This window comes from Janthinobacterium sp. FW305-128 (assembly GCF_020858135.1).
GTDB lineage: Bacteria > Pseudomonadota > Gammaproteobacteria > Burkholderiales > Burkholderiaceae_D > Janthinobacterium.
Window position 1 is genome coordinate 42,916 of record NZ_JACYMK010000002.1, and the last position, 23,018, is coordinate 65,933.

The window sequence follows — 23,018 nt, forward strand, 5'->3', positions numbered from 1 at the left end:
TGTCTCAGGAGCGTCTCAGCTACTGGCGCCGATTCATCACTGGAAATTGAGCGAAGAAAAACGTGCTTTCGTTTCCTTCAATGCATTGGATGGCATGCGACAATTTCCATTAGCTCCGCTGCAGCCTTAGAGGCTTGCTCGATCGTCAGTGAGTATTCTTTTCTAAAACTGCGAACCAATTGCATCCTTTCTCCGGCTTTGGCAAAAGAAATCAATTCTGAAGAACCCACAAAAATACCGCCGAGCACTATCGGTTCACCCTTGCGCGAAATCGGAAGGGCTGGAACAATTTCAATCATAGACTGTGCAACACCAGCCTGTATGAGAGCATTTGAAAACTCGCTGCGGACTATCCAACGTACTTCCCCACGTCTTTTCAGCAGATGCTCAACAGGCAGTAGCTGCGTTAGCGCTCCGCAAAATCGCTCCATACCGGACGCATCAACTATCAAGTCACCGTCATCGGCAAGCATCCGCAAATGGCTTTCGACCTCGCACGCGTCATTTGCATGCATCCACGGTGCAAGCCGAAGATGCGTCGGCTTATAGTTGATGATGCTGACGGGCGGCTGCAGGTCTAAATAGCTCCGCACAATCTCGAGCAGTTCGCCAGCAGGCCCGCTGCAACGGTCAAAGGGCAAACATTCAAACACAGCAGCCAGCATCGTGTGTGCAGCGCACCCTTCTTTCGGACTCCACAACGAAAACAACTGAGGCTTCGAACTCGAGGAACCGAAAACTCCGTTAATGCTAATTCCATCCAAGCCAAGCTGATTCCACTGTTCATCCCACTCCATTAACATGGCGGAAGAACGTCTATGGAGTGTCGCCATTTGTTCACTTTCGACTGACAAACTATGTGTAATGCGCGGAAGAAGGCCTGTCTGAAGGGCTTCAAATGTGGCCAGTCCCGTGGCCTCACCTTCAATCCGAATTGAACATTGGCGATGGAAGGAGGGAGAGATATTGAGGACGAGATCGAAAATGGACATATCTTTTTAATATTTTTAATGAAAGTTCAGTCTTGCCCGCTGATGCTTCAGTACTTGTCAATAGTTCACTGACGAGATTAGACAATGGAAAAATTTGATTTTGCTTGCTCATTTTAGCCGTTCTGATTATTCAGCGGCATCGCCATCGGGACGGTCGTTTCCGTACCGCTGGGCAGTTACTTAGGGGGCATATATGGCTGGCGCAGTGCATTTATAGCAGCCGCGGCTGTCGGAGGGCTAACACTTTTGTTTCAATTGTTCACGCTGCCCCGTATGGCGCCGCGCACGATGACGCGCACCACATCGGTACTGCGATTGCTCCGTCGCCCGGGGATCGGGATCGGGATGTTGGGCTGCGTACTGGCCCATACCGGGCAATATGCATTGTTCACCTATATTCGCCCTGCTCTTGAAAGCGTTGTCCATATAGATGTAAACGGTTTGTCTCTGATGCTCCTGGGTTTTGGTGTCGCCAACTTCGTTGGCACGCTGCTGGCCGGCTGGCTAATGGAGCGTAGCCTGCGTGCCACTTTAGTGCTCATGCCTGCGCTGGCGGGCTTGGCGGCACTCGGCAAGATCCTGCTGCCAGTCCAAGGAACAGGCCTGATGTTTTTGGTCGCTGTGTGGGGCCTGGCGCTTTGGTCATGGCGCAAGCTCGTCGCCGCCTTCGCGCAGCAAGCCACAGCAGCTGCTTTTCAGTTTCCAGCGGAGTTTGATGCCCGTCTCGTACCAGATGAAATACACCCACAGCATCTTGTCCGGCAGCGCCCGCGGCGCTCTTTGCCTGTTCGACGCCAGCACTTCGTCAATGACGTCTTGCGGCACGCGCGACCGGACGGCGACGCGGGCTGTCTGGATGGGCAGCGAGCGGGACATGGCATGCACGCCGTTGCTCCATGCCTGCAGTGCTACCGGCTCGGCAGGCATGTCCGGGTAGGGATAGGGCCATACCTTCCATTCGAACTCCACCCATTGCGGCAGTTCGCGGCCATCGGGCGCGGCACCCATGGTCTTGCCGCCAGTCATGGGATTCTTGTCGGGTCCCAGGGAGCCAGGGGTCGGAAAAAATACGCCGTTCGCCGTTCGCGCGCGCAGCACGTCGACCTTCTTGCCTTTGATGCCGTTGCTGAACGTTACGATCATGCCGGGGCCGTCCTGCGACCGTGTTACAGAGCAGGCTGCACAGAGGGCGATGGCCGCCAGGAAGCAGATCGTCTGAAGCAGATGTTTTTGCATGATAGCGCCTTGCAGGAAGTGTTGAAGGTGGGGGTGACGGCCACGGCGGGCGCGCCGGCCGGTGCTGGTTGCCTGGGGCTTTGGTCATGGCGCAAGCTCGTCGCCGCCTTCGCGCAGCATCTTGCAACAGCCTTGCAGCAGCCTCCAGCGAAACTTGATGCCCGTGTCGTACCAGATGAAATACACCCAGAGATCCTTGTCCGACAGCGCCCGCGGCGCTCTTTGCCTGTTCGACGCCAGTACTTCGTCGATGACGTCTTGCGGCACGCGTGACCGGACGGCGACGCGGGCCGTCTGGATGGGCAGCGAGCGGGACATGGCATGCACGCCGTCACTCCAGACTTGCCGCGCTACAGGATCAGAAGGCCTGTCCGGGTAGGGATAGGGCCATACCTGCCATTCGAACTCCACCCATTGCGGCAGTTCGCGGCCATCGGGCGCGGCGCCCATGGTGGCTCCGCCGGTCATGGGATTCTTGTCAGGACCTAGTGAACCAGGGGTCGGAAAAAATACGCCGTTCGCCGTTCGCGCACGCAGCACGTCGACCTCTTTTCCTTTGATGCCGTTGCTGAAGGTCACGATCATGCCGGGGCCGTCCTGCGACCGTGTTACAGAGCAGGCTGCACAGAGGGCGATGGCCGCCAGGAAGCAAACTGCCTGGAGCAGATGTTTTTTCATGATGGTGCCTTGCAGGATGCGTTGAAGGTAGGGCCGGCGGCCACGGCGGGCGCGCCGGCCGGTGCTGGTTGCCTGGGGTTTTGGTCATGGCGCAAGCTCGTCGTCGCCTTCGCGCAGCATCTTGCAACAGCCTTGCAGCAGCCTCCAGCGAAACTTGATTCCCGTCTCGTACCAGATGAAATACACCCAGAGATCTTTGTCCGGCAGCGCGTTGGGCGCTCTTTGCCTGTTTGACGCCAGCACTTCGTCGATGACGTCTTGCGGCACGCGCGATCGGACGGCGACGCGGGCCGTCTGGATGGGCAGCGAGCGGGACAGGGCATGTACCCCTTCGCTCCAGACTTGCCGCGCTACAGGATCAGCGGGCCGATCCGGGTAGGGATATGGCCATACCTGCCATTCGAACTCCACCCATTGCGGCAGTTCGCGGCCATCCGGCGCGGCACCCATGGTCTTGCCGCCAGTCATGGGATTCTTGTCGGGACCTAATGAACCAGGGGTCGGAAAAAATACGCCGTTCGCCGTTCGCGCGCGCAGCACGTCGACCTCTTTTCCTTTGATGCCGTTGCTGAACGTTACGATCATGCCGGGGCCGTCCTGCGACCGTGTTACAGAGCAGGCTGCACAGAGGGCGATGGCCGCCAGGAAGCAAACTGCCTGGAGCAGATGTTTTTTCATGATGGTGCCTTGCAGGATGCGTTGAAGGTAGGGCCGGCGGCCACGGCGGGCGCGCCGGCCGGTGCTGGTTGTCTGGCGCTTTGATCATGGCGCAAGCTCGTCGCCGCCTTCGCGCAGCAAGCCACAGCAACTGCTTTTCAGTTTCCAGCGGAGTTTGATGCCCGTCTCGTACCAGATGAAATACACCCACAGCATCTTGTCCGGCAGCGCGTTGGGCGCTCTTTGCCTGTTCGACGCCAGCACTTCGTCAATGACGTCTTGCGGCACGCGCGACTGGACGGCGACGCGGGCCGACTGGATGGGCAGTGAGCGGGACATGGCGTGCACGCCGTCACTCCAGACTTGCCGCGCTACAGGATCAGAGGGCCGATCTGGGTAGGGATAGGGCCATACCTGCCATTCGAACTCCACCCATTGCGGCAGTTCGCGGCCATCGGGCGCGGCGCCCATGGTGGCTCCGCCGGTCATGGGATTCTTGTCGGGTCCCAGGGAGCCAGGGGTCGGAAAAAATACGCCGTTCGCCGTTCGCGCACGCAGCACGTCGACCTTCTTGCCTTTGATGCCGTTGCTGAAGGTCACGATCATGCCGGTGCCGTCCTGCGAGCGTGTTACAGAGCAGGCTGCACAGAGGGCGATGGCCGCCAGGAAGCAGATCGTCTGAAGCAGATATTTTTGCATGATGGCGCCTTGCAGGAAGTGTTGAAGGTGGGGGTGACGGCCACGGCGGGCGCGCCGGCCGGTGCTGGTTTCCTGGGGTTTTGGTCATGGCGCAAGCTCGTCGCCGCCTTCGCGCAGCATCTTGCAGCAGCCCTGCAGCAGCCTCCAGCGAAACTTGATGCCCGTGTCGTACCAGATGAAATACACCCAGAGATCTTTGTCCGACAGCGCGTTGGGCGCTCTTTGCCTGTTTGACGCCAGTACTTCGTCGATGACGTCTTGCGGCACGCGTGACTGGACGGCGACGCGGGCACGTTTGTGCGGCAAAGTCCGGGTCAGCAAGTCCACACGGTCGTTCCATGCCTGTAGGGCGCTTGACTCTGTTGGTGGAGGCGGTGCTGGATAGGGCCATTCGGTCCATTCGAACTCCACCCATTGCGGCAGTGCGCGGCCATCGGGAGCGGCGCCCATGGTCTTGCCGCCTGTCATCGGATTCTTGTCGGGACCAAGGGACCCGGGGGTCGGAAAAAATACACCGTTCGCCGTTCTCGCACGTATGACGTAGACTTTTTTGCCTTTGATGCCGTTGCTGAAGGTCACGATCATGCCGGGTCCTTGCTGCGAGTGTGGTGCGGCACAGGCTGTGCAGAGGGCGATGGCCGCCAGGAAGCAAACTGCCTGGAACAGATGTTTTTTCATGATGGTGCCTTGCAGGAAGTGTTGATGGTAGGGCGGTGGCCACGGCGGCCACGGCGGGCGCGCCGGCCGGTGCTGGTTGTCTGGGGCTTTGGTCATGGCGCAAGCTCGTCGCCGCCTTCGCGCAGCATCTTGCAGCAGCCCTGCAGCAGCCTCCAGCGAAACTTGATGCCCGTCTCGTACCAGATGAAATACACCCAGAGATCCTTGTCCGGCAGCGCGTTGGGCGCTCTTTGCCTGTTTGATACCAGCACTTCGTCAATGACGTCTTGCGGCACGCGCGACCGGACGGCGACGCGGGCCGTCTGGATGGGCAGCGAGCGGGACAGGGCATGTACCCCTTCGCTCCAGACTTGCCGCGCTACAAGATCCGCAGGCCTGACAGGGTAGGGATAGGGCCATACCTGCCACTCGAATTCCACCCATTGCGGCAGTTCGCGGCCATCGGGCGCGGCGCCCATGGTGGCTCCGCCGGTCATGGGATTCTTGTCAGGACCTAGTGAACCAGGGGTCGGAAAAAATACGCCGTTCGCCGTTCGCGCACGCAGCACGTCGACCTCTTTTCCTTTGATGCCGTTGCTGAAGGTTACGATCATGCCGGGGCCTTGCTGCGAGTGTGGTGCGGCACAGGCAGTGCAGAGGGCGATGGCCGCCAGGAAGCAGATCGTCTGAAGCAGATATTTTTGCATGATGGCGCCTTGCAGGAAGTGTTGAAGGTGGGGGGGACGGCCACGGCGGGCGGGTCGGCCGGTGCTGGTTGTCTGGGGCTTTGGTCATGGCGCAAGCTCGTCGCCGCCTTCGCGCAGCATCTTGCAACAGCCCTGCAGCAGCCTCCAGCGAAACTTGATTCCCGTCTCGTACCAGATGAAATACACCCAGAGATCCTTGTCCGGCAGCGCGTTGGGCGCTCTTTGTCTGTTCGACGCCAGTACTTCGTCGATGACGTCTTGCGGCACGCGCGACCGCACGGCGACACGGGCCGTCTGGATGGGCAGCGAGCGGGACATGGCATGCACGCCGTCGCTCCATGCCTGCAGTGCTACCGGCTCGGCAGGCATGTCCGGGTAGGGATAGGGCCATACCTTCCATTCGAACTCCACCCATTGCGGCAGTTCGCGGCCATCGGGCGCGGCGCCCATGGTGGCGCCGCCATCTTTCATGGGGTTCTTGGCGGGACCTAGTGAACCAGGGGTCGGAAAAAATACGCCGTTCGCCGTTCGCGCGCGCAGCACGTCGACCTTCTTGCCTTTGATGCCGTTACTGAACGTTACGATCATGCCGGGGCCGTCCTGCGACCGTGTTACAGAGCAGGCTGCACAGAGGGCGATGGCCGCCAGGAAGCAAACTGCCTGGAGCAGATGTTTTTTCATGATGGTGCCTTGCAGGAAGAGTTGACGATGGGGCTGCTGGTCATGCTTAGGCCATAGCTGGCCAGCCAGAGCTTGTATTTGTTCATGTCCACCAGCCCGATATCGGGATTGGCCATCGTGCCGCACTTGTAAGCATCGGGGAAAAAATTGATGAAATCGTTGGTATCCGAGGTTCGCTTGCCATCGAAGACCGCGTCCGTTTGCGATACTTCCTTGCCGTTTTCATAGCCGACGTATCTGGTGACGGTGATGTCGTCGCTGTTGAACCTGTTGCCGCTCCGGTCATGCAAGATGGGGTTGGTAATGGTGCTCCATCCATTGTCGTTGAGCTTTGTATTATCAATCGCGATTCCCTGCCCCTTCGCCTGTTCAACCATCCACATCAGCGCCACATCGGACAGGTCGCCGGTGCCGAAGCCGCCGCCGATGTCGGAATGGCTGCCAATGAATGCCTTTTCGAGGCGGTTCGCCGAACTGGTCTGGCCGGGTCTGTCCATGATGGAGCGCAGATCGAAGTCAGGCGGCCCACCGCGGTGCTCGTTCAGCGCCACGGCGTGCACCGCGTATTTGACGGCGGCCGGTACTGAAAAGAAGTATTGTTTTTCGTCCTGATGCAATATGCCGAGATGCGGCACGGTATCCCACAAGCCTTCGAAGCGCAGGTTCAGGCAGCGGCTTTTCCCATCAGTCACATAGGCGCCGTCATTTTTCTTGAGGTTGTCGGCAACGACATTGAGAAAAAAGCGTGCCTCGGCTGCACCACGGCTAAAACCCACCACGTCAATATTAAGAATACTGGTATCGCTATCGGTTCCTATGAAATTGTTGAGAAATTTCAATCCCAGGCTCACGCGCTGATCGAAGCCTTCGCCCGTAATAGCGCTGCCGGCGTAGGGCATATCCTGGTTGGTGGTGCCGATGCCGGTGATATAGAATTTCTTTCCATTTTGAATCTCGTCGTAGACCTCGTAGAACTTCAGCACATTGGAAATCGAACTGTCCGGTTTCGGATGTTCGCTGTTGCCCGTGCCATCAAACGCAAACAGGATCAGCCCGTTCGGATCGACATATTTAAGCGGATTGCCCGCGACATAGACATAGACGTAGCTGTTGGTGCCGGCACGCAGACCCAGCGGGTCGGGCGTCAGGTAACGGCCCTGGGCCGGGTCGTAATAGCGCTGGTCGTTGTAGTACAAGCCCGTTTCCTGGTCGGCATACTGGCCCGGCAGGCGCAGCTTGAGCTGGAAGGCGTACTGGGTGTTTGTTTTTCTTAACTTGCCAAATGGCGCATATGCGGCCTGCCACACGGGCTTGCCATGGGCGTCGGTAGCCAGCTCGGGCGCCCCCAGATGGTTGTTGTGCAGGAAGGCGATGCTCTCGCCGCGGCTGAACCACGCCTTCCAGATGGCCGAGATGTCGGCCATGGCTTGCGCCAGCGGCCCACGCTGTTCCCGTGATTCGTCGGCATCGACTGTGTCGATCAGCGCCAGCGGCTGGCCGGCAAGATAGATGTATTGCCGGCTGACCTTGCCGTCGGCATCGAGTTCCGCCAGCAGCTTTCTGTCGTCGTCGTACAGATAATAAGTACGCATCCCGCGCACTTCCTTGGCGATGCGCAGTCCGCGATGGTTGTAGCGGTAGCGCGCCAGCAGGTCCAGGCCCTGATGCACTGCCAGCAGCCGGCCCAGCGCATCCCAGGCATAGCGGCGCTGGCCGATGCGCTGCGGCTGGCCGGCCGCGTCGTAGCGGGCGTCTTTCGTATCGCTGGCGCGGACGGTGTTGCGCCGCAGTTCATCCTGGCTGGCGATCTCTTCCTGGCTGATAAGGCGGTTGCCGCCGCTGTCGTAGTGGTAGCGGTCGAAGCTTGCCGCCGTTGACGGGGCCAGGGAGGCCGTTGCCGCTGCAATCAGGCGGTCGTGGGCATCGTAGGCGTAGCTGCTGGCAGCGTCCCTGTCCCTCGTATACAGCAAGTTGCCCTGCACGTCCCACAGGTAGCGGTGATCGAGCAGGGCGGCCGGATCGGGTGGCAGGCCCAACGCGCCAGCCTGAGCGGCGTGCTGCGCATTTTCGGCTGGCAGCGCGGATTCCGGCACGGCCACGGCCTGGCCGATGCCCAGCACGGCTTGCAACGCCAAGACGGCTTGCTGCCCGGATTGGTCCCCCCGCGCGTTGCGGTAGACGATGCGCGCCAGCGCCCCTTCCTTGCTGCGCTGGTAAAGGGCCTCGATGCCGTTGCCATAGGTGTAGCGCTTGAGGCCCATCACGTCGCGCTCCAGGTCCTTGACGATGCTTGTCCCTGGCAGCAGCCAGCGCAGCCAGGGACTGTGGACGAGCTGGCGCTCAAGCGCCACTACCTGCTGCTGGCCGTTGCGCCGGTATTCGAGCATGCTGCCGTCAGGCAAGCTGATGCCGCTCAGCTGCCCCAGACTGTCGTAGCGGTAACGGGTGTGGTAGCTGGCCTGTTTACCGTCGTGGAGCGTGATGATGACGGTCTTGACGGACAGGCGCCCATGCGCGTCATGGCTGTAGCGCTCGGATTGTTGCGGGTGATCGATGGCGACCAGGTGTGCGCCCGCGTAGCGCCAGGTGCTGACGGTCTGGCGCTGGCCGGCCGGAGCGCCGACATCGGTGATGACCTGGCGCACGATGCGCCCAGCGCCATCGTAGGCGTAGCTGGCCTGGTTGCCCATGGCGTCGGTGCCCGCTATCAGCCTGCCGGCGGCGTCGAATTGCCGGCGTGTCATGCCGCTGTCGGGGCTGATGGTGGCGATGACCTGGCCGAAATCATCGCGCAGATAGCGGGTAGTGGCGCCGTTTGGCGCTGTCACGGCCGTGGGCTGGCCGTCGATATCGCGTTCGAAGCGGGTTTCCGTGTTTTGTCCCAATGCCTCCGGCGTGTTCGCCCACTGCGTCACGCCGACGATATTGCCCATGGCGTCATGGCGCAAACGCGTGACGCGCCCCAGCGCATCGGCCACCGTATCAGGCAGGCCGCGTGCGTTCCACCTGATCGTCGAGCGCGCGCCATTCGCATCGGTCATGGCCAGCAGATGGCCCAACGGGTCGTAGCGGTAGCCAAGGGTTTGCTTGATGGTACTCGATTGCGTGGTGGTGTCGAGCAGGCGGTTTTCCGTGTCGTAGCGATGGCGCGTCACGATGCCCAGGTGTGAGGCGTTCCAGATGCGGCGGCCGGCGGCGTCGTACCCCAGGCGGGCAAGCGACTGCTGGCCTGCCTGGTCGCTGTATGCGATTTCGAGCGGATTACCCAGGCCGTCGTAACGCGCCGCATACGTCGCGCCGTCGCGCGTCTGGCGCATTAACTGGCCGCGCGGCGTGTAGGCGTACTGCGTGATCTGACCGAGCGCATCGGAGATGGTGGCGATGCGGCCGGCGCCGTCATAGGTGAACGCGCGCTTGAGATTGCCAGGCGCGATGATGGCGGTCAGGGGGACGTCGCTTGTTCCATGCTCGTCATACCGCGCCAGCTTGCCCGCGTCGCTCTTGTCCGCCGGCTGGCCATATTCAAACACGGTGACGTCGGAGTCCGACGGCGTGCCCGTCTTGCCGTTGGGCAGGGGGCCGTCGATACGGGTCAGCAGGCTGTGGCCGGCGATGATGGCGTACTGGTAACTGGTGGTGCGCGCGATGGCGGCCGTTGCCTGCTGGCCGTCGTGGCCTGGCACCCAGCCCGTCTGCGTCACGCGCAGGACCTGGCCCATGGCGTTGTAATCGATGCGCGTTTGCCGCTCCTTGTCCGGCACGACGCTGGGGCGGGCGATCAGCGTGGGCGCGGGATCGTCGCCCGCGTATTCCAGGCGTAGCCGCCATTGCGCGGCGCCCCGCTTGCCGTGCTGGTATGTCACGCTGCCGGCGCGGACGGTGCGGCCCAGCGGATCCAGTTCGCGCCAGTTGGCACTGACGGGCTCGCCCTTGTCGTCCAGGCGGGTCGTTTCCAGCAGTTGCCCCAGCTTGTCGTAGGCGTAGCGCACATTGCTTTCGCCGCAGCTGGCGCAGCCGGCGCCGCGTACTTCCAGCAGGCGCTGCTGGCCCCCGACGATGGCGTGGCGGTAGACGGTGCGCTGGCCCAGGCTGTTGGTGAGCACGGTTTTTCCCCCCTCGCTGGTATCGAGCGTGACCTTGCCGACATTGCCGGCATGCGTGCTGAGGTTGGCGCGGCCGTTGCTGTCGTAGCCGAAGGTGGCGTAGCGCGTGGCCACGGGCGGGCCGCCGGCGCTGCCGGTTTCGATGCTGATGCCCGTCAGCAGCCAGGGCAGGCGCGGGTCTTCGTGGTGGTAGCGGCGGCTGACGGCGGGCTGCGCCTTGTCGCCCGCCGGCAAGTGCACGCGCAGCAGGTTGGCCAGCAGGATGCGCCGCTCGAAGGACAGTGCTCCCGGTGGCGGCGCGCCGCCGTAGTCGTAGGAAAAGCGTCCCACGGGGCTGTCGATGTGTTGCACGCCGCGAAATTGCGTGCCGGCCCTGGCGCCTGCCGAGGTGGGCGCCAGGTAGCGCAGGTGCAGGCTGCGGCCTTGCGGGTCGGTCACTTGCACCAGCAGATGGTTGTCGTCATACAGCAGTCTGAGCATTTCGCCCGTGGCGGCCGTGATGCTGTCGAGCTTGCCCAAGGTATTGAAATGCAGGCGGCGCCCGTCGGGCAGGGTCCAGGTGTAGTCGCTGGCTCCGTTGGCCTGGGGCGCCAGCGTCAGGCGGCCGTGGGCCGGCAGCGCCGTGCTGCACAGGTCCGGATGCCGTCGATCGCGGTCAAAGATGACGCGGGCGCCGTCGGCCTGCAGGATCTGGATGCGGCCATCCTTGTCGATCAGTTCGGTTTCATACGACAGTTTCCATTCGCGTCCCATGGGACCGTTGGGGCTGCCTGGCTTGCTGTAGGCGCTGTTGTAGTGACGTACGATTTCCACTCCCAGCACGCCGGGCAGGGCGGGCAAGTCTTCCTCGCGCTGGTATTTATTGCCGGTGATGACGTTGATGGGATTGCCCGCGCCCGCATCGGGACCGCCGCTGCCGCCCACGCCGGCGACGGCGCCGCTGCAGGGGGACGGGGGGCCGCCCGGTTCGGGGCCGCAGGCGCGCGCGGGCAAGGTAAAAGATAGCATGCAGGATAACAAGAACCAGGCCGGCAGGCTGATACTGCGGGGACGCAGACGATGAATATATAGAGATGGCAACATGGTTTACCTCAGCTCGGTTCGCAGCAGACGATGGAGCACGGTTCCGGCACGCAATGCCGCGGGTCCGTGAACGGGTTGCAAGGGGGCGGAGTCACGGGCGGATCGGTGCAACTGAGGTTGTCGCACGCGGGCGGCGGCAGGTCTGTGACGGGCGGGTTGCCGGGGTTGACGGGCGCTCCGCCGTTGCCCGGCCCCGGCGTGGAAACGGGGCTGTTGCCCTCGATGGCGTCGGACTGCATGTGTACGGTGACGTGCGTGACCACGGGTATGCGGCCGCTGGCCAGCAGTTTGGTATGAAAGGCGTCCGTGTGCGGGTCCAGCCATTTCAGGTAGGTGGCATACAGGTTCTTGACCAGGGGAACTTTTGGCAGGTAGCCATGCGTGATGCGCAGCTTGATGAGGTTGGCGTCCTGGATGGTTTGGCCGGAAGTGGCGCCCACTTTCTGCTCCTTCAGGCTCTGGCCGCTGTACGGGATGACGCGGCGGTTGCCCGTATGCAGCGCGATTTGCCTGTGCACGTCGTTCCAGTCATCAAAACTTTGCCGGGTCGGGTTGAGCAGCTCGATGCTGGCGTTACCGGTGCCGTTGGCGCCGAGGTCTGCGTTCGCTTTGGCCAGCGAAGCAGCGAGCTGGGCTGGCGTCTGGCCGCCGCCGTACAGGGGGATCAGCGCGCGCGTGTACGCCGCGTAGGCGCTGCTGACGCTGGCATGGGCGACGGCCCCTTCGCGCGCGGCCATGAAGGCCGCGTAGTTGATTTGTGTCCTGGCAAAAAACAACATGCCGTATTGCAGGATCGACAGCCCGAGCAGGCTGATGATGGGGCCGACAACGGTAAATTCGATCATCGCCGAGCCGCGCTGGGTCTTGTCCCGCGTGCCGGCCACCGTTGCGGGCGCAGCTTCCAGCCGTGGATGCTGCAGGCGGTCGCCAGGACGAATGTGCAGGGCCGCGATGGCGCCGGCGGCCAGTTCCAGCGTGTGCGCCGTGCGCGGCGCACGCCAGCCGAGGCCGCCGAAGCTGGCGCGCCACAGGCGCAGGCCGGCGGCGCAGCCGGTGACGACGCCGTGGCGGTCCAGGTAGACCACGTCGATGGGATAGCGCATGCAGGCCGCATGCACGCTGGCGCAGCGCGTGATCAGCAAGCCTTGCGCGCCATGCAGCGGCGCGGCCAGCATCAGGCCGCGCAGGCGCGTGAGAAAGCTGTCCGCCAGGCGCAGGTCCAGCGCGTGCGCACCGCTGGCCGTGTGCAGGATGCTGGAATGGCGTGTCGGCATGGCGGCTCCTTATAGGCCCGACTGCATGAATTGCACGACGATGGGAAAGAACAGGACGATGAAGGTGCAGGGAAAGATGAAGGCGATGAGGGGAAACAGCAGCTTGACGGGCGCTTCCATGGCCAGTTTTTCGGCGCGCAGAAAGCGCTCGGAGCGCCGCTGATCCGCTTGTGCCCGCAGCACGGGTCCCAGGTTCATGCCCATGCGTTCAGCCTGGATCAGCGCCGTGACGAAATTGGTCACGGCCGGTTCCTGCACCCGTTCGCTCATGGCGCGCAGCGCGTCGGCACGCGCCTTGCCGCTACGCACATCGCGCAGCACGCGCTTGATTTCGTCGCACAGCGCGCCTTTCGGCCCTTTCAGCGCCGCCTGTTGCAGCGCGCCCTGCAGATTGAGTCCCGCCTCCACGCACAGGGTGATGAGGTCGAGGTAGAAGGGCAGGGACTTGTTCAGCGCGCTCCTGCGCAGCGCCATGCGGTCGCGCAGCCAGATACCCGGGTAGCACCAGCCGGATCCGGCGCCGGCAAGCCCTGCCTGCCAGTAGCGGGCGGCGCCGACGCCGCTGCGGCTGCCCTGGCCCAGCGAATCGAGCACCCAGCACGAAAAGGCGGCGACGATCAGCGCGCACAGCAGCCGCGCCGCGACGAATTGCGAGGGGCTGAGACTGTAGTCCAGGCCCGCCTTGCGCAAGCGCACGGGCAGCGAGGCCGTGGGCGCCCTGGCAATGAAAGGGCGCAGCGCATGGCCGCCCCAGTGGATGGGCCACCACAGCAGGCGGAAGGCGAGGGGCGGCGCATCCTTGTAGCTGCGGTCCTCGGCCGGGATGGCGGCCACCGTCCTGGCCAGCAAAGTCGCCAGCAGCGCCATGGCCAGGCCGGACAGCATGGCCAGGGCAGTGATGGTGAGTTCGATGCGGGTGGGAGACATGGCGGCGCCTAGACATCGATGGCGACGATGCGCCGGATGACGTGGATGCCCAGCACTTCAAGGGTGGCGATGACGGCCAGCGCCCCCCAGCCCATGCGCGTGTGCCACAGCTGGTCCATCGCCTGCGGCTCCATGTGGTCGAGCACGAGCATCAGGGTGACGGGCAAGAGGCCGACTATCCACGCCTGTAACTTGCCCTGCGATGTCAGCGCGCGGATCTTGCCTTCGATGTGCAATCGGTTGCGCACCGTGCTGGCCGTGCGTTCGAGCATTTCCGCCAGCCCGCCGCCCGTTTCCGTGGCGATGCGCATGGCCGACACCACGAGGATCGTGGTCTGGGTGGGAATGCGCCGTACCAGGCCGTTCAAGCTTTGCTCCAGGGTCACGCCCAGGCGCTGCTCGCGCAGCAGCAGGGTAAATTCCTGGCCCAGCGGCGCCTGCGCCTCGAGGACCAGCTGCGACATCGCCAGGTTCAGGCTCAGGCCCGCGCGCAGGGCACCGGCCAGCATCATCAGCGCGTCCGGCAACTGCTCTTCGAACTTGCGCAGGCGCCGCCGGCGCAGCCAGGCATACACGGCGCGCGGCAGCAGGGCCAGGCCGAGGAAGGCCAGGGCGGCCACCAGCATGCTGCCGCTGGCCAGCCCGGCGATGATGGCGCCCAGGGTCATGGTGGCCGCGTGGGCCAGGAAGATGCGCGCGGGATCGACGAACAGGAAGAATTCGCGCACCTGGAAACGCGTGCGTTCCGTGAAGTGGGCGCGGTAGCGCAGCATGGTGGCGATACCGATGTCGATCACCAGCCAGGCGAGGATGGCCGCCGCCAGGGCGGCGATGGCGGTGATGAACAGCAGCATGTGGGCGGCGTTCATGGCGCTGTTCATGTCGCCTCCCGCTGGCGGAAGATCGTCGTGTCGAGCGGCTGGCCCTGGCTGCGCAAGGCTTCGTAAAAGCCCGGCAGCAGGTCGCAGCCGCTGAAATAGCCGCGTACGGTAGCGCCTTCGCCTTCGCCTTCGCCAGCGCCGCCGTAGCCGAGGTGGACGAAATGGAACAGTTCCTGCATCTGGAACTTGCCGCTTTCCATGCCCGTGATTTCCGTGATGCTGCTGACCAGGCGCGTGCCGCAGGCAAAGCGCGTCTGCTGCACGATCAGGTGGATGGCGGAGGCGACCTGGTCGCGGATGGCGGACAGGGGCAATTCCATACCGGCCATCAAGACCATGGTTTCCAGGCGCGCCAGGGCGTCGCGCGGGCTGTTGGCGTGCAGGGTGGTCAGCGAACCGTCGTGGCCCGTGTTCATCGCCTGCAGCATGTCGAGCGCCTCGCCGCCCCGGCATTCGCCGACGACGATGCGGTCGGGGCGCATGCGCAGGGTGTTGCGCACCAGTTCGCGGATGGAAACGGCGCCCTTGCCCTCGACATTGGCGGGGCGCGCCTCCAGGCTGACCCAGTGTTCATGGTGCAGTTGCAGCTCGGCCGCGTCTTCCACCGTGATGATGCGCTCGCCCGCGGGAATGAAGTTGGACAGGATGTTGAGCAAGGTCGTCTTGCCGGAACCGGTGCCGCCCGAGACGACGATATTCTTGCGCGCCGCCACGCACACTTGCAGGAAAGCGGCCATGTCGGCGCTGAGGGCGCCCAGTTGCACGAGATTGTCCGCCGTCATCTTGTATCTGGCGAACTTGCGGATCGTCAATGCCGGGCCTTTCAGGGCCAGCGGCGCGATGATGGCATTGACGCGCGAGCCATCCTTCAGGCGCGCGTCGACCATGGGAGAGGATTCATCGATGCGCCTGCCCAGCGGCGCGACGATACGCTCGATGACGCCCAGCACGGCCCGTTCGCTGGTAAACGTCAGCGGATGCCTTTCCAGCTTGCCGTCGCGCTCGATATAAATCCGGTCGAACTGGTTGACCATGATTTCCGTGACGCCTGCATCGTCGAGCAATTCCTCCAGCGGCCCCAGGCCCACGGCTTCGTCGAGCACTTGCCTGGCCAGCAGTTCATAGTCGAGTTCCTCGGGGATCTCGGCCCGCTGCGCCCGCATGATGTCGTGGATGTAGCGCCGCGCTTCCGCGCGCAATTGCTCATCGCTCATTTTCGATACGTCGTGGCGGCGCAAATCCATGGTTTCGAGCAAGATCGCGTGCAGGCGCTGGCGCCATTCGAATTCCAGCTGCTGGCGTGCCTGCGGCGCCAGGATGATGGCAAAGTCCTCTTCCGGCGCGGCGCCGTCGCCCGCTTGCCGCTGCATGTGCTGCTGCATTTTTTCCGCCGCCAGGCGCGAGGCATGGATTTCCGCCGTGGCGCGCTGGTTGCGCGTGGCGGCGCTGCTCGAGCGCGAGTGGAAAGCGGCCGCCTGCACGGGCCGTGCCGTGCCGGCCAGTTCCTGCACCTGCAGCTTGTAGGGGCCGATGGCGATCACGTCGCCCGGCGCCAGCGGGCCATGCTGGCTGCGGATGCGCACGCCGTTGACGCTGGTGCCCGCATAAGAGCCCATGTCTTCCAGCAACACGCCGGAAGGCGTCCTGAGCAGGCGCGCGTGTTCCTTGCCGATGCGCCAGCTGTCGAGCCAGATGTCGTTGCTGGTCTTGCTGCCGACCATGCAATCGTCGGGCACGCTCATTTGCCTGGCGCTGCCGTCGGGGTGGAGGATGTCGACCTGGAACATGATGGCCTTCATTGCGCCGGCACGGACGGCGGCGCCTGGTTGAAGCGGGCCGCATCCGCGCCGGGCTGCAAGGCGTCGCTGAGGTGGGGCGGCTGGCCCAGCTGCTGCTCCAGCCGTTGCGTGGCGCTGCGCACCCGGTCCGCCAGGCCGGCGCTGCGGCTGTCGACGATGCTGGGCGTGACGAATACCACCAGCTCCGTTTCCTTGTTCTGGTAGCGCTTCGAGCGGAACAGACTGCCCAGGATGGGGATGTCGCCCAGCAGGGGCACTTTGTCGACGTCGCTGCTGCTATTGCGTTGCAGCAGTCCGGCAAGGACGATGGTTTCGCCCTGCCGCACATTGAACTCCGTACGCGTGCGCCGCGTCAGCAAGGCCGGGCCGCTGCTGGTGGACAGCGAGGCGTCGATGGAACTGACTTCCGACTCGATGACGGCGCGGATGACGCCATTGCTGCCCACCTTGGGTTCGATGTCGAGCTTGATGCCGTAGGGCTTGAACTGTACCGTCACGCCGTTGACGGAGGCGACGGAATACGGAATCTCGCCGCCGGCCAGGAAGCTGGCCTTGTAGCCGCTGCGCGTCGACAATTGGGGCTCGGCAAGGATGCTGGCAGTGCCATTTTGTTGTAGTGCAAGTAACTGCGCGTTCAGCCCCAGGTTGATGGCGCTGAGGATGGTGAGGTTCGAGGGCAGGGGCACGAAACCGCCGTTGCCGCCATTCGGCACGGTGATCGGCGGCGCATTGGCCTCGCCCGTGCGCACGTTGATCGCATAGCGGCCCGCATCGCCGCGGCTGGACGGCGCCCAGATGCCGCCGATGGCCGCGCCGCCCGTGGCGCTCCATTTCAGGCCCAGCTCGCGCAGTTCCGTGCGGGGGAACTCGACCACCTTGACGTCCATCATGACCATCTGTTCCCAGCCGATGGGGCTGGTGAAATTGACGATTTGCGGATAGCGTCTGGCCAGTTCCGCCACCTTGTCGCGGTCCGCGTCGGACAATTCATCGCCTTCGACGACGACCTTGTCGCCCACCACGCTGGCCTTCGCTTTCGGGATGGCCGACAAAAAGCTGGCGATATCGCGCGCATAGCGGCGCATGTCGAGCGGCAGCACCGTGACTTTTACGCGCTGGTAGCGGCCATCCTGGTGCCAGACGAACAGCGAGGAGTTGCCGGCGCCGTTGGCGAAAATGATGACATCCCTGTCGTCGAGCGCGTTGGCGGTGATGACCTGGCCATTGCCCACGGCAATGCGTGCCACGCCCGGCGTGGGGAAGACGCGTGATTCGCCCAGGTACAGCTCCAGTTCGGGCTCCGCTTCGGCATCGTCCTGTTTGGCGATGGGCTGGTAGCGCGCTGCCGCGCTGCTGGGATTGGCGGTCTTTGGCATGCCGCCGGCCTTGGCCGCGAGCGGCGCCTTGCCTTCGATCACGCCCTGGGACGCCGTTTGGGCGCGGGCGCAGGCCGGTGCCGCCAGGCTCGCGCCCAGCACGAGCGTTACGCAAAGGGCTGGCAGCAGGGTGAGGAAGTAGCGTTTCATGGGACTGTGTCCATACAAAGGGCGTGCGGTGGCTTGCGCGCTGGCGCAAGGCAGGCTGTCGCCGGTACGCCTCAGGGCGGCGCGGCGGCAGCGTTGATGAGCGGAATGGGCGGTGGGGCGGCCACTGGCGCCGGCGGCATCGCCACTGGCGGATCGGTACCGCTGCGATGCCCCTGCAGGCGCAGGGCGTCGGGCGGCGCCGGCATGCCGCTGCCGCCATACAGCACGGGGATGCCGCGCCGCTGCGGCAGGGGAAGGCTATCCGGCCGGGTGTCGAACAGCAACGACAGGTCATAGTCTTGCTGGCCGGGCGCGGCCTTGTCCGCCGGATTGCGCAGCAAGGCCGTCAGCTTGCCGCTTTCGCGCGCGATGATGAGGTTACGCGCTTGCGCGGGCGTGGTGTCGAGGGTGACGGTGGCAAATTGCGCGGCCTCGCCGTTTTTCGCGTCATCCACCGAGCGCTGGCCCGTGGCCATGACTTGCATGCTTTGCAACAGCGGCAGCACGACCTTCCTGCCGTTCTGGTCGATGGTCAGCATCAGGTCGATCAGGTCGCCTGGTTCCAGCATGCCGGAGATCGAATTGATTTCATCGACCACCACCGTGATGGCGCGCCGCCCCGCCGCCAGGCGCGCGGAAAAGGTGGGCACGCGCTTGCCCGCCATCTGGCTCCACATGATCATTTCGCCCGCCTTGACGGGAAACGCGATGGCGTTGCCGGCGATACGCTCGAAATCGCCCGGCTGCACGGCGCCCGAGTGGGCATATTCGACGGGAATCTTGCGCACGGCCGCGTTGTCGTTCGACAAGATCGTGTTTTGCGCCAGATCCGTCTTGGCGACGACGACGCTGAGCGTCTGATGCACATTGCGCGCCTCGATTTCGGCCACCCGGGAGCTGAGGAAGCTGCGCGTGGCGACGGCGGCGAGCAGGCCGATGGCGAGTGCGGCGCCCAGTACCACCCAGGTCTTGTTGATCTTCGAAAACGGGGGAAAGGGAATTTTCATGATGCTCAACCGGGCAGGGAAATGGCGTAGCTGAAGTCCTGGTACACGGACTTGAAGGCGGCCAGCAGTTGCCTGAGCACGCTGGTCTCGCCGCTCATGCCCACGCCCAGGGCGATGGCCAGCGCGGCGCAGACGATGGCGTACTCGACGCTGGATTGGCCCTCTTGCGGCCGGCGGCGGAAGCGGGGCCTCATCTGGCGGACTCCAGGCGCGTGATGGTGTTCAGGGCGATGGCCGTGTGGCCCTGGCTGTCGCGGTAAATCACCGCGAGCGCTTCACTGGCGGAGGTCTTGAAAAACAGCGAGGTGGCGCCGCCGGGCGCACTGGCAGCCGAGTCCGCATGCTCGAGCGTGTAGCCTTGCGCTTCGAGGGCGCGCCGCAAGTGACGGACATTGCTCTCGACGCCCATGGCGTTGCTGACAGTGAGCAACTCGGCGCGGCGCGGGCCATCCACCGAACGCGTTTGCGTCAGCAAGCGCGAGCCGGCAGGAAAGCGCGACAGCAGCCTGTCCGTGGCGCTATCGTGCGGCCCCGGCGCGGCGCCCAGGTGGCTGACGGCAAGCAGGCCGCGCGTACCGCTTCCCGCTGGCTGCAGCTGCACCGTGGCGTAAAATTCGCCCAGCGCCCGTCCCAGCACCAGCGTGCCGTCCCGCGTGTGTTCCGCCAGCGGTTGTCCCAGGCTGGCGCGGAACAGCGCCGCCACCTGGGCCGGCGTCCTGGCGGACAGCACGCCGCGCACGTGCAGCGGCAGGCCATTGACGCGCATCTCGCCACCCGTGGCAAAGGTTTCAATGCCGGCGGGAACAGCGATCACGGGCCAGGCTGTCGGCGCCGACACAGCGGCACTGCAGGGCAGCAACAGCGCCAGTGCCGTGCCTGATAGGCGCCGAAGATATTGTTTTGCTGTCATTTCTGCAATCTCCCCTGATGCGGATAAGGTGGATGGCGCAGTGCCTACCTGAGTCGGTCGGGCGGCACGACATCGCGCCAGAAGTCGAGCTGCCCCAGCTTTGGACCTTGGATGTGCCCCATTTCCACCAGGGTCACGCTGGCATTGACCACGCCCGCCGCATCGCGCAGCGCCGTGGCGGGAACCAGCAGCTTGCTGTCGAGACGGGACTGCACCTGGGCCGGTCCCCCGGCTGCCCAGCCATCGATGGCGACGCTCGTATGGCGGTGGATGGCCAGCTCGAGGCTGTCAAACGGTTTATAGGCGACGATGCCTGACGGCAACCTGGCTAGGCGCACGCTGACGTTGCCCCGGTAAATGCCGCGGCTTGGCAAGCCCAGTTCGTCCGCGGTGTGCAGGCCTGCGGAGGTGCCCGGCAAGCCGTTGAAAGGTGCGCCGTCGCTGGCGGGCGTGAAAGCGCCGGCATGGCTGGCCGCGTTGCCGGGGCCAAAACTGACGGCCACGTCGCTGTCGAAGTCCGCGATCAGGGCGATGCCGGCAGGCCCGCGCCAGAACAGGTTCTGGTGCGCGAGAAAATTACCGGCCGTATCGCCCGTCTTGATGGGGGCGTCCGCATTGCTGAAAAAGCGCCGTCGCACTTCGCCGGCCAAGGCTGTCGGCGGCTTCCAGGCACTCTGCGCATCGTTGTGCGTGATCGCCTCGAAGGTGACGTAGCGGCTGGCCATGCCGGCCTGCGTGGCGATGTCCTGGTATTTGGCGATGAGGGGCAGCAGCAGGTACAGCGGCAATAGGGCGGCGGCGAGCACGAGAAACTCCGTCAGCGCCTGACCGCGGTCGTGCCTGGGGCGAAAGCTGTGCCGTTTCATGGCCGGTTCTCCGGGCGCGTGATGCGAAAGCCGCCCTCGAGGTAGGGCGCGAAAACGGCGTTCGGCACCAGGGTATCGAGCATGGCCTGCGTGGCGCGCAGCTCGATGCCGTTGGGCGAGCTCATTTCCAAGGTCATGCCGGACATGCCTGCTTCGCCGATGGCGTCCAGCGAGGAAAAGGAGCCGCCGCGCGACACGCAGTTCTTGCCTTCCGGGTCGAGCGGATTGGGCCGGACCTCGCATTCCAGGCCGAGGATGACCTTGCGTTCGCCCATGCCCGCCTGCGGGTGCGCTTGCATGGCGGCAGCGAATGCGGCCATGGCCGGGCTGCCGGCCGCCAGGCGCACGATGTCGGCCTTTTGCGCCGCCGTCATCGGCGGCTGGCGGCGCGGCGGCGCGGCGCGCGCCTGCCCCGTGGCATCGCAATGACCGTGCGCCGTCTTTGCCAGCAAATCGACTTCGCAGGTCCCCAGGCTCGATGACAGGCTGGCCTTGCTGGTGCGCGCTTCCATCAGACTGCAATCGCGGGGATCGATGGCATAGGACAGGCCGGCGGCGTACACGATGCTGCGGTTGACGGCAGCATAGGTGTCCAGACGCATGCTGATGACATGTTCGGGCCAGGCGTGTGGCGGCTTCGAGGCGATGCCCCGTTCGCTGTTGCGCTGGACGCAAGCCTGTACTTCCGCGTGCAGGCGGGCCAGGCCGGCCGCGTCGCCGGGCTTGCCGTTCAGGTAGCCGCGCGCGCTGACCAGGTGCACCTTGACGGTGGCGTCGCGCGCCGCCAGCGCTTCGTGGACCATGGGCATTTGACGCACGGCATCTTCGGCCTGCGTGCTGGCCCTGGCCGGCAGCAGGATGCAAAGCACGAGCAACAAGGACAGGCCAAACGGCTTCATCGCGCGCCTCCCATTGCTGTGGCGGCCGCCAGATCGGCCGCCGAGGTCGGCACGAGGCGCACTTGCCAATAAGGGTTGAACAGGCTGGCCAATTCCTTCATGCCATCGTCGCGCCCGCTTGGCCGTTCGAAATACACTTGCGCGGAGGACACTGCCGCCAGCACGTCGTGGGACGGCTTGCCGTCGATGAGGGCCAGGCGGCCGCCCGGCTTGATGCCGGAGCTGCCATCGGATGTCCTGAGCTGGTCTTTCGCCCGCGTCAGGCGGATGGCGAAGGTCAGGCGCGGCTGCGGGTCCGTCGACGCGTAGGCCAGGGCCGGCACGGCGATGTCGTAAAAGGTGGGCAAACCGCTGTAATGCCAGTCGCTGCTGCTGGCCAGGGCGCTGGCGCGGGGATTGCCAGGGCGCGACTGGCCGTAAGCGGCGCCGCTGTCGTCGGGCTTGCCGTGGGCCGCCGCCTGCGTGCCGTAGCCGAGCGGCATTTCATCGTCGTCGCAGGTGGGCAGGCGAAACAGGCCGTGCGTATGCCAGGACCAGTGGTGCAGCGACGCCGTGTCCATGGCTTTCCATTCGTCGAAGTCGACGAGCTCCGTACCGCCGCGCCGGCGGAACTCCGCCTTGTTGCCCAACAGGCAAGGCAGGTGATTGGCCGAGGTCCAGGAGCGCTGCCGGACGAAGGCATCGCGCTGGGCGGCCGCGAGCGCCGCCTGCTTGAAGCGGCCCCGTTCGGCGCCCGCATACGCGCGGATGAAGCTGCTTCCCTCGAACTGCGTGAACGTATCGGTGATGGGCATGCTGTCGACATGTACGCTGCCGTCGCCCGCATAGTTGGCGTCGGCCACCTGCTGCATCAGCGTTTTACGGGCAGGCAGGATGGTGGCCGCCATGTTCGCCTGTGCCCCCTGCAGGACGGCCTTGGCCGCTTCGGAGGCCAGCACGCTGGCCTGCGCTGCTTGCTGCGCCACCTGGTCGACGGCTTGCGCGGTATTCCTGGCGGTAGGCAAGCTGAGCAGGTAGCAGACGGGGATGTAATCGATCAGCAGCAGCGCCGCCGGCACGGAGTAATAGCTGCGGCAGTTGAGGGGCGTGACGTTTTCCGTATGTTTGACGACATGGGCGGACCACGCGGCGATGCTGACGGCTTGCGCGATCATGACCTCGTTGGCCATCAGCGCGCGGTTGGTGTAGGCGTCGAAATTGAGGGCGCGCGCCTGCATGACAGCGGCGCTGTAGGCGACGGCGTCGGCCGTATTGACGAGCTTGGTTTTTTCCGCCGTGAGCTGGCCCGTATTGAAAACGAAGAGCAGGGCGGCCAGGCCGCCCATGAGAACGACGATGCCATAGATGAGCGCCTGGCCTTGCTGGCGGCGTTGCGCGAAGGGGGGCAGGCGGACTGCCTGTAGCGGTGTCATGATGATGTGGATGAGGCGCTCATT

General features: G+C 64.3%; 20 protein-coding genes and 1 pseudogene. 1 reads left to right on the top strand and 20 read right to left on the bottom strand.

The genetic code is table 11. From position 1 onward, the window contains the following. Nucleotides 1-77: 77 nt before the first annotated feature. Complete coding sequence (locus tag IGS60_RS04910) at nucleotides 78-992, bottom strand: hypothetical protein (protein WP_230502747.1); 915 nt, start codon at nucleotides 990-992, stop codon at nucleotides 78-80. Nucleotides 993-1,181: 189 nt separating this feature from the next. Here IGS60_RS04910 and IGS60_RS04915 point away from each other — a divergent pair. Continuing rightward, nucleotides 1,182-1,604, top strand: a pseudogene (locus IGS60_RS04915) (MFS transporter); the annotation flags it as partial. A 30-nt stretch (nucleotides 1,605-1,634) separates the two neighbouring features. On the opposite strand, the gene IGS60_RS04920 reads toward IGS60_RS04915, so the two are convergent. The 19 genes from IGS60_RS04920 to IGS60_RS05010 form a co-directional block, all read right to left on the bottom strand. Beyond that, complete coding sequence (locus tag IGS60_RS04920; protein WP_230502749.1) at nucleotides 1,635-2,228, bottom strand: hypothetical protein; 594 nt, start codon at nucleotides 2,226-2,228, stop codon at nucleotides 1,635-1,637. An 84-nt stretch (nucleotides 2,229-2,312) separates the two neighbouring features. Further along, entirely contained in the window at nucleotides 2,313-2,906 is a 594-nt protein-coding gene (locus IGS60_RS04925) for a hypothetical protein (RefSeq protein WP_230502751.1), read from the bottom strand. An 84-nt stretch (nucleotides 2,907-2,990) separates the two neighbouring features. Then, nucleotides 2,991-3,584, bottom strand: coding sequence for a hypothetical protein (locus tag IGS60_RS04930; RefSeq protein ID WP_230502753.1), 594 nt, complete (start codon nucleotides 3,582-3,584; stop codon nucleotides 2,991-2,993). Nucleotides 3,585-3,668: 84 nt separating this feature from the next. Then, nucleotides 3,669-4,262 carry a hypothetical protein gene (locus IGS60_RS04935; RefSeq protein ID WP_230502755.1) on the bottom strand — a complete coding sequence of 198 codons (594 nt, stop codon included), beginning with the start codon at nucleotides 4,260-4,262 and terminating at the stop codon, nucleotides 3,669-3,671. An 84-nt stretch (nucleotides 4,263-4,346) separates the two neighbouring features. Beyond that, entirely contained in the window at nucleotides 4,347-5,036 is a 690-nt protein-coding gene (locus tag IGS60_RS04940) for a hypothetical protein (RefSeq protein WP_230502757.1), read from the bottom strand. Beyond that, nucleotides 5,033-5,626 (bottom strand): hypothetical protein, encoded by a 594-nt coding sequence (locus IGS60_RS04945; RefSeq protein WP_230502759.1) that lies wholly within the window; start codon nucleotides 5,624-5,626, stop codon nucleotides 5,033-5,035. The genes IGS60_RS04940 and IGS60_RS04945 overlap by 4 nt, the downstream gene beginning before the upstream one ends. A gap of 84 nt (nucleotides 5,627-5,710) precedes the next feature. Next, the gene (locus IGS60_RS04950; RefSeq protein ID WP_230502761.1) at nucleotides 5,711-6,307 is read right to left on the bottom strand and encodes a hypothetical protein; all 597 of its coding nucleotides are present in this window, start codon (nucleotides 6,305-6,307) and stop codon (nucleotides 5,711-5,713) included. Further along, the gene (locus IGS60_RS04955) at nucleotides 6,304-11,418 is read right to left on the bottom strand and encodes a DUF2235 domain-containing protein (RefSeq protein ID WP_230502763.1); all 5,115 of its coding nucleotides are present in this window, start codon (nucleotides 11,416-11,418) and stop codon (nucleotides 6,304-6,306) included. Before IGS60_RS04955 ends, IGS60_RS04950 begins: the two co-directional genes overlap by 4 nt. An 83-nt stretch (nucleotides 11,419-11,501) precedes the next feature. Then, entirely contained in the window at nucleotides 11,502-12,767 is a 1,266-nt protein-coding gene (locus tag IGS60_RS04960) for a DUF192 domain-containing protein (protein WP_230502765.1), read from the bottom strand. A gap of 9 nt (nucleotides 12,768-12,776) precedes the next feature. Further along, nucleotides 12,777-13,694 carry a type II secretion system F family protein gene (locus IGS60_RS04965; protein ID WP_070218534.1) on the bottom strand — a complete coding sequence of 306 codons (918 nt, stop codon included), beginning with the start codon at nucleotides 13,692-13,694 and terminating at the stop codon, nucleotides 12,777-12,779. 8 nt (nucleotides 13,695-13,702) lie between these two features. Further along, nucleotides 13,703-14,575 carry a type II secretion system F family protein gene (locus IGS60_RS04970; RefSeq protein WP_230502767.1) on the bottom strand — a complete coding sequence of 291 codons (873 nt, stop codon included), beginning with the start codon at nucleotides 14,573-14,575 and terminating at the stop codon, nucleotides 13,703-13,705. Further along, on the bottom strand, nucleotides 14,572-16,362 hold the full coding sequence (locus tag IGS60_RS04975) for an ATPase, T2SS/T4P/T4SS family (protein WP_230502769.1): 1,791 nt from the start codon (nucleotides 16,360-16,362) through the stop codon (nucleotides 14,572-14,574). The genes IGS60_RS04970 and IGS60_RS04975 overlap by 4 nt, the downstream gene beginning before the upstream one ends. An 8-nt stretch (nucleotides 16,363-16,370) precedes the next feature. After that, nucleotides 16,371-17,900, bottom strand: coding sequence for a type II and III secretion system protein family protein (locus IGS60_RS04980; protein ID WP_230502771.1), 1,530 nt, complete (start codon nucleotides 17,898-17,900; stop codon nucleotides 16,371-16,373). Between the two features lie 71 nt (nucleotides 17,901-17,971). Then, nucleotides 17,972-18,907: a Flp pilus assembly protein CpaB gene (gene cpaB, locus IGS60_RS04985; protein WP_070312485.1), complete on the bottom strand. Its 936-nt coding sequence runs from the start codon at nucleotides 18,905-18,907 to the stop codon at nucleotides 17,972-17,974. A 5-nt stretch (nucleotides 18,908-18,912) separates the two neighbouring features. Next, on the bottom strand, nucleotides 18,913-19,101 hold the full coding sequence (locus tag IGS60_RS04990; RefSeq protein WP_070291499.1) for a Flp family type IVb pilin: 189 nt from the start codon (nucleotides 19,099-19,101) through the stop codon (nucleotides 18,913-18,915). Further along, on the bottom strand, nucleotides 19,098-19,745 hold the full coding sequence (locus IGS60_RS04995; RefSeq protein ID WP_139143145.1) for a hypothetical protein: 648 nt from the start codon (nucleotides 19,743-19,745) through the stop codon (nucleotides 19,098-19,100). The genes IGS60_RS04990 and IGS60_RS04995 overlap by 4 nt, the downstream gene beginning before the upstream one ends. A gap of 116 nt (nucleotides 19,746-19,861) precedes the next feature. Next, nucleotides 19,862-20,683: a hypothetical protein gene (locus IGS60_RS05000; RefSeq protein WP_230502773.1), complete on the bottom strand. Its 822-nt coding sequence runs from the start codon at nucleotides 20,681-20,683 to the stop codon at nucleotides 19,862-19,864. Further along, on the bottom strand, nucleotides 20,680-21,582 hold the full coding sequence (locus IGS60_RS05005) for a hypothetical protein (RefSeq protein ID WP_230502775.1): 903 nt from the start codon (nucleotides 21,580-21,582) through the stop codon (nucleotides 20,680-20,682). Before IGS60_RS05005 ends, IGS60_RS05000 begins: the two co-directional genes overlap by 4 nt. Beyond that, entirely contained in the window at nucleotides 21,579-22,994 is a 1,416-nt protein-coding gene (locus IGS60_RS05010) for a pilus assembly protein TadG-related protein (protein WP_230502777.1), read from the bottom strand. The genes IGS60_RS05005 and IGS60_RS05010 overlap by 4 nt, the downstream gene beginning before the upstream one ends. Nucleotides 22,995-23,018: the final 24 nt, after the last annotated feature.

Coding starts and splice junctions, on each gene's coding strand:
- IGS60_RS05010 (WP_230502777.1), bottom strand. CDS start 22,994: ATGACACCGCTACAGGCAGTCCGCCTGCCCCCCTTCGCGCAACGCCGC.
- IGS60_RS04965 (WP_070218534.1), bottom strand. CDS start 13,694: ATGTCTCCCACCCGCATCGAACTCACCATCACTGCCCTGGCCATGCTG.
- IGS60_RS04950 (WP_230502761.1), bottom strand. CDS start 6,307: ATGAAAAAACATCTGCTCCAGGCAGTTTGCTTCCTGGCGGCCATCGCC.
- IGS60_RS04960 (WP_230502765.1), bottom strand. CDS start 12,767: ATGCCGACACGCCATTCCAGCATCCTGCACACGGCCAGCGGTGCGCAC.
- IGS60_RS04975 (WP_230502769.1), bottom strand. CDS start 16,362: ATGTTCCAGGTCGACATCCTCCACCCCGACGGCAGCGCCAGGCAAATG.
- cpaB (WP_070312485.1), bottom strand. CDS start 18,907: ATGAAAATTCCCTTTCCCCCGTTTTCGAAGATCAACAAGACCTGGGTG.
- IGS60_RS04980 (WP_230502771.1), bottom strand. CDS start 17,900: ATGAAACGCTACTTCCTCACCCTGCTGCCAGCCCTTTGCGTAACGCTC.
- IGS60_RS04990 (WP_070291499.1), bottom strand. CDS start 19,101: ATGAGGCCCCGCTTCCGCCGCCGGCCGCAAGAGGGCCAATCCAGCGTC.
- IGS60_RS04945 (WP_230502759.1), bottom strand. CDS start 5,626: ATGCAAAAATATCTGCTTCAGACGATCTGCTTCCTGGCGGCCATCGCC.
- IGS60_RS04955 (WP_230502763.1), bottom strand. CDS start 11,418: ATGCTATCTTTTACCTTGCCCGCGCGCGCCTGCGGCCCCGAACCGGGC.
- IGS60_RS04920 (WP_230502749.1), bottom strand. CDS start 2,228: ATGCAAAAACATCTGCTTCAGACGATCTGCTTCCTGGCGGCCATCGCC.
- IGS60_RS04910 (WP_230502747.1), bottom strand. CDS start 992: ATGTCCATTTTCGATCTCGTCCTCAATATCTCTCCCTCCTTCCATCGC.
- IGS60_RS05000 (WP_230502773.1), bottom strand. CDS start 20,683: ATGAAACGGCACAGCTTTCGCCCCAGGCACGACCGCGGTCAGGCGCTG.
- IGS60_RS04925 (WP_230502751.1), bottom strand. CDS start 2,906: ATGAAAAAACATCTGCTCCAGGCAGTTTGCTTCCTGGCGGCCATCGCC.
- IGS60_RS04940 (WP_230502757.1), bottom strand. CDS start 5,036: ATGACCAAAGCCCCAGACAACCAGCACCGGCCGGCGCGCCCGCCGTGG.
- IGS60_RS04930 (WP_230502753.1), bottom strand. CDS start 3,584: ATGAAAAAACATCTGCTCCAGGCAGTTTGCTTCCTGGCGGCCATCGCC.
- IGS60_RS04970 (WP_230502767.1), bottom strand. CDS start 14,575: ATGAACAGCGCCATGAACGCCGCCCACATGCTGCTGTTCATCACCGCC.
- IGS60_RS04935 (WP_230502755.1), bottom strand. CDS start 4,262: ATGCAAAAATATCTGCTTCAGACGATCTGCTTCCTGGCGGCCATCGCC.
- IGS60_RS05005 (WP_230502775.1), bottom strand. CDS start 21,582: ATGAAGCCGTTTGGCCTGTCCTTGTTGCTCGTGCTTTGCATCCTGCTG.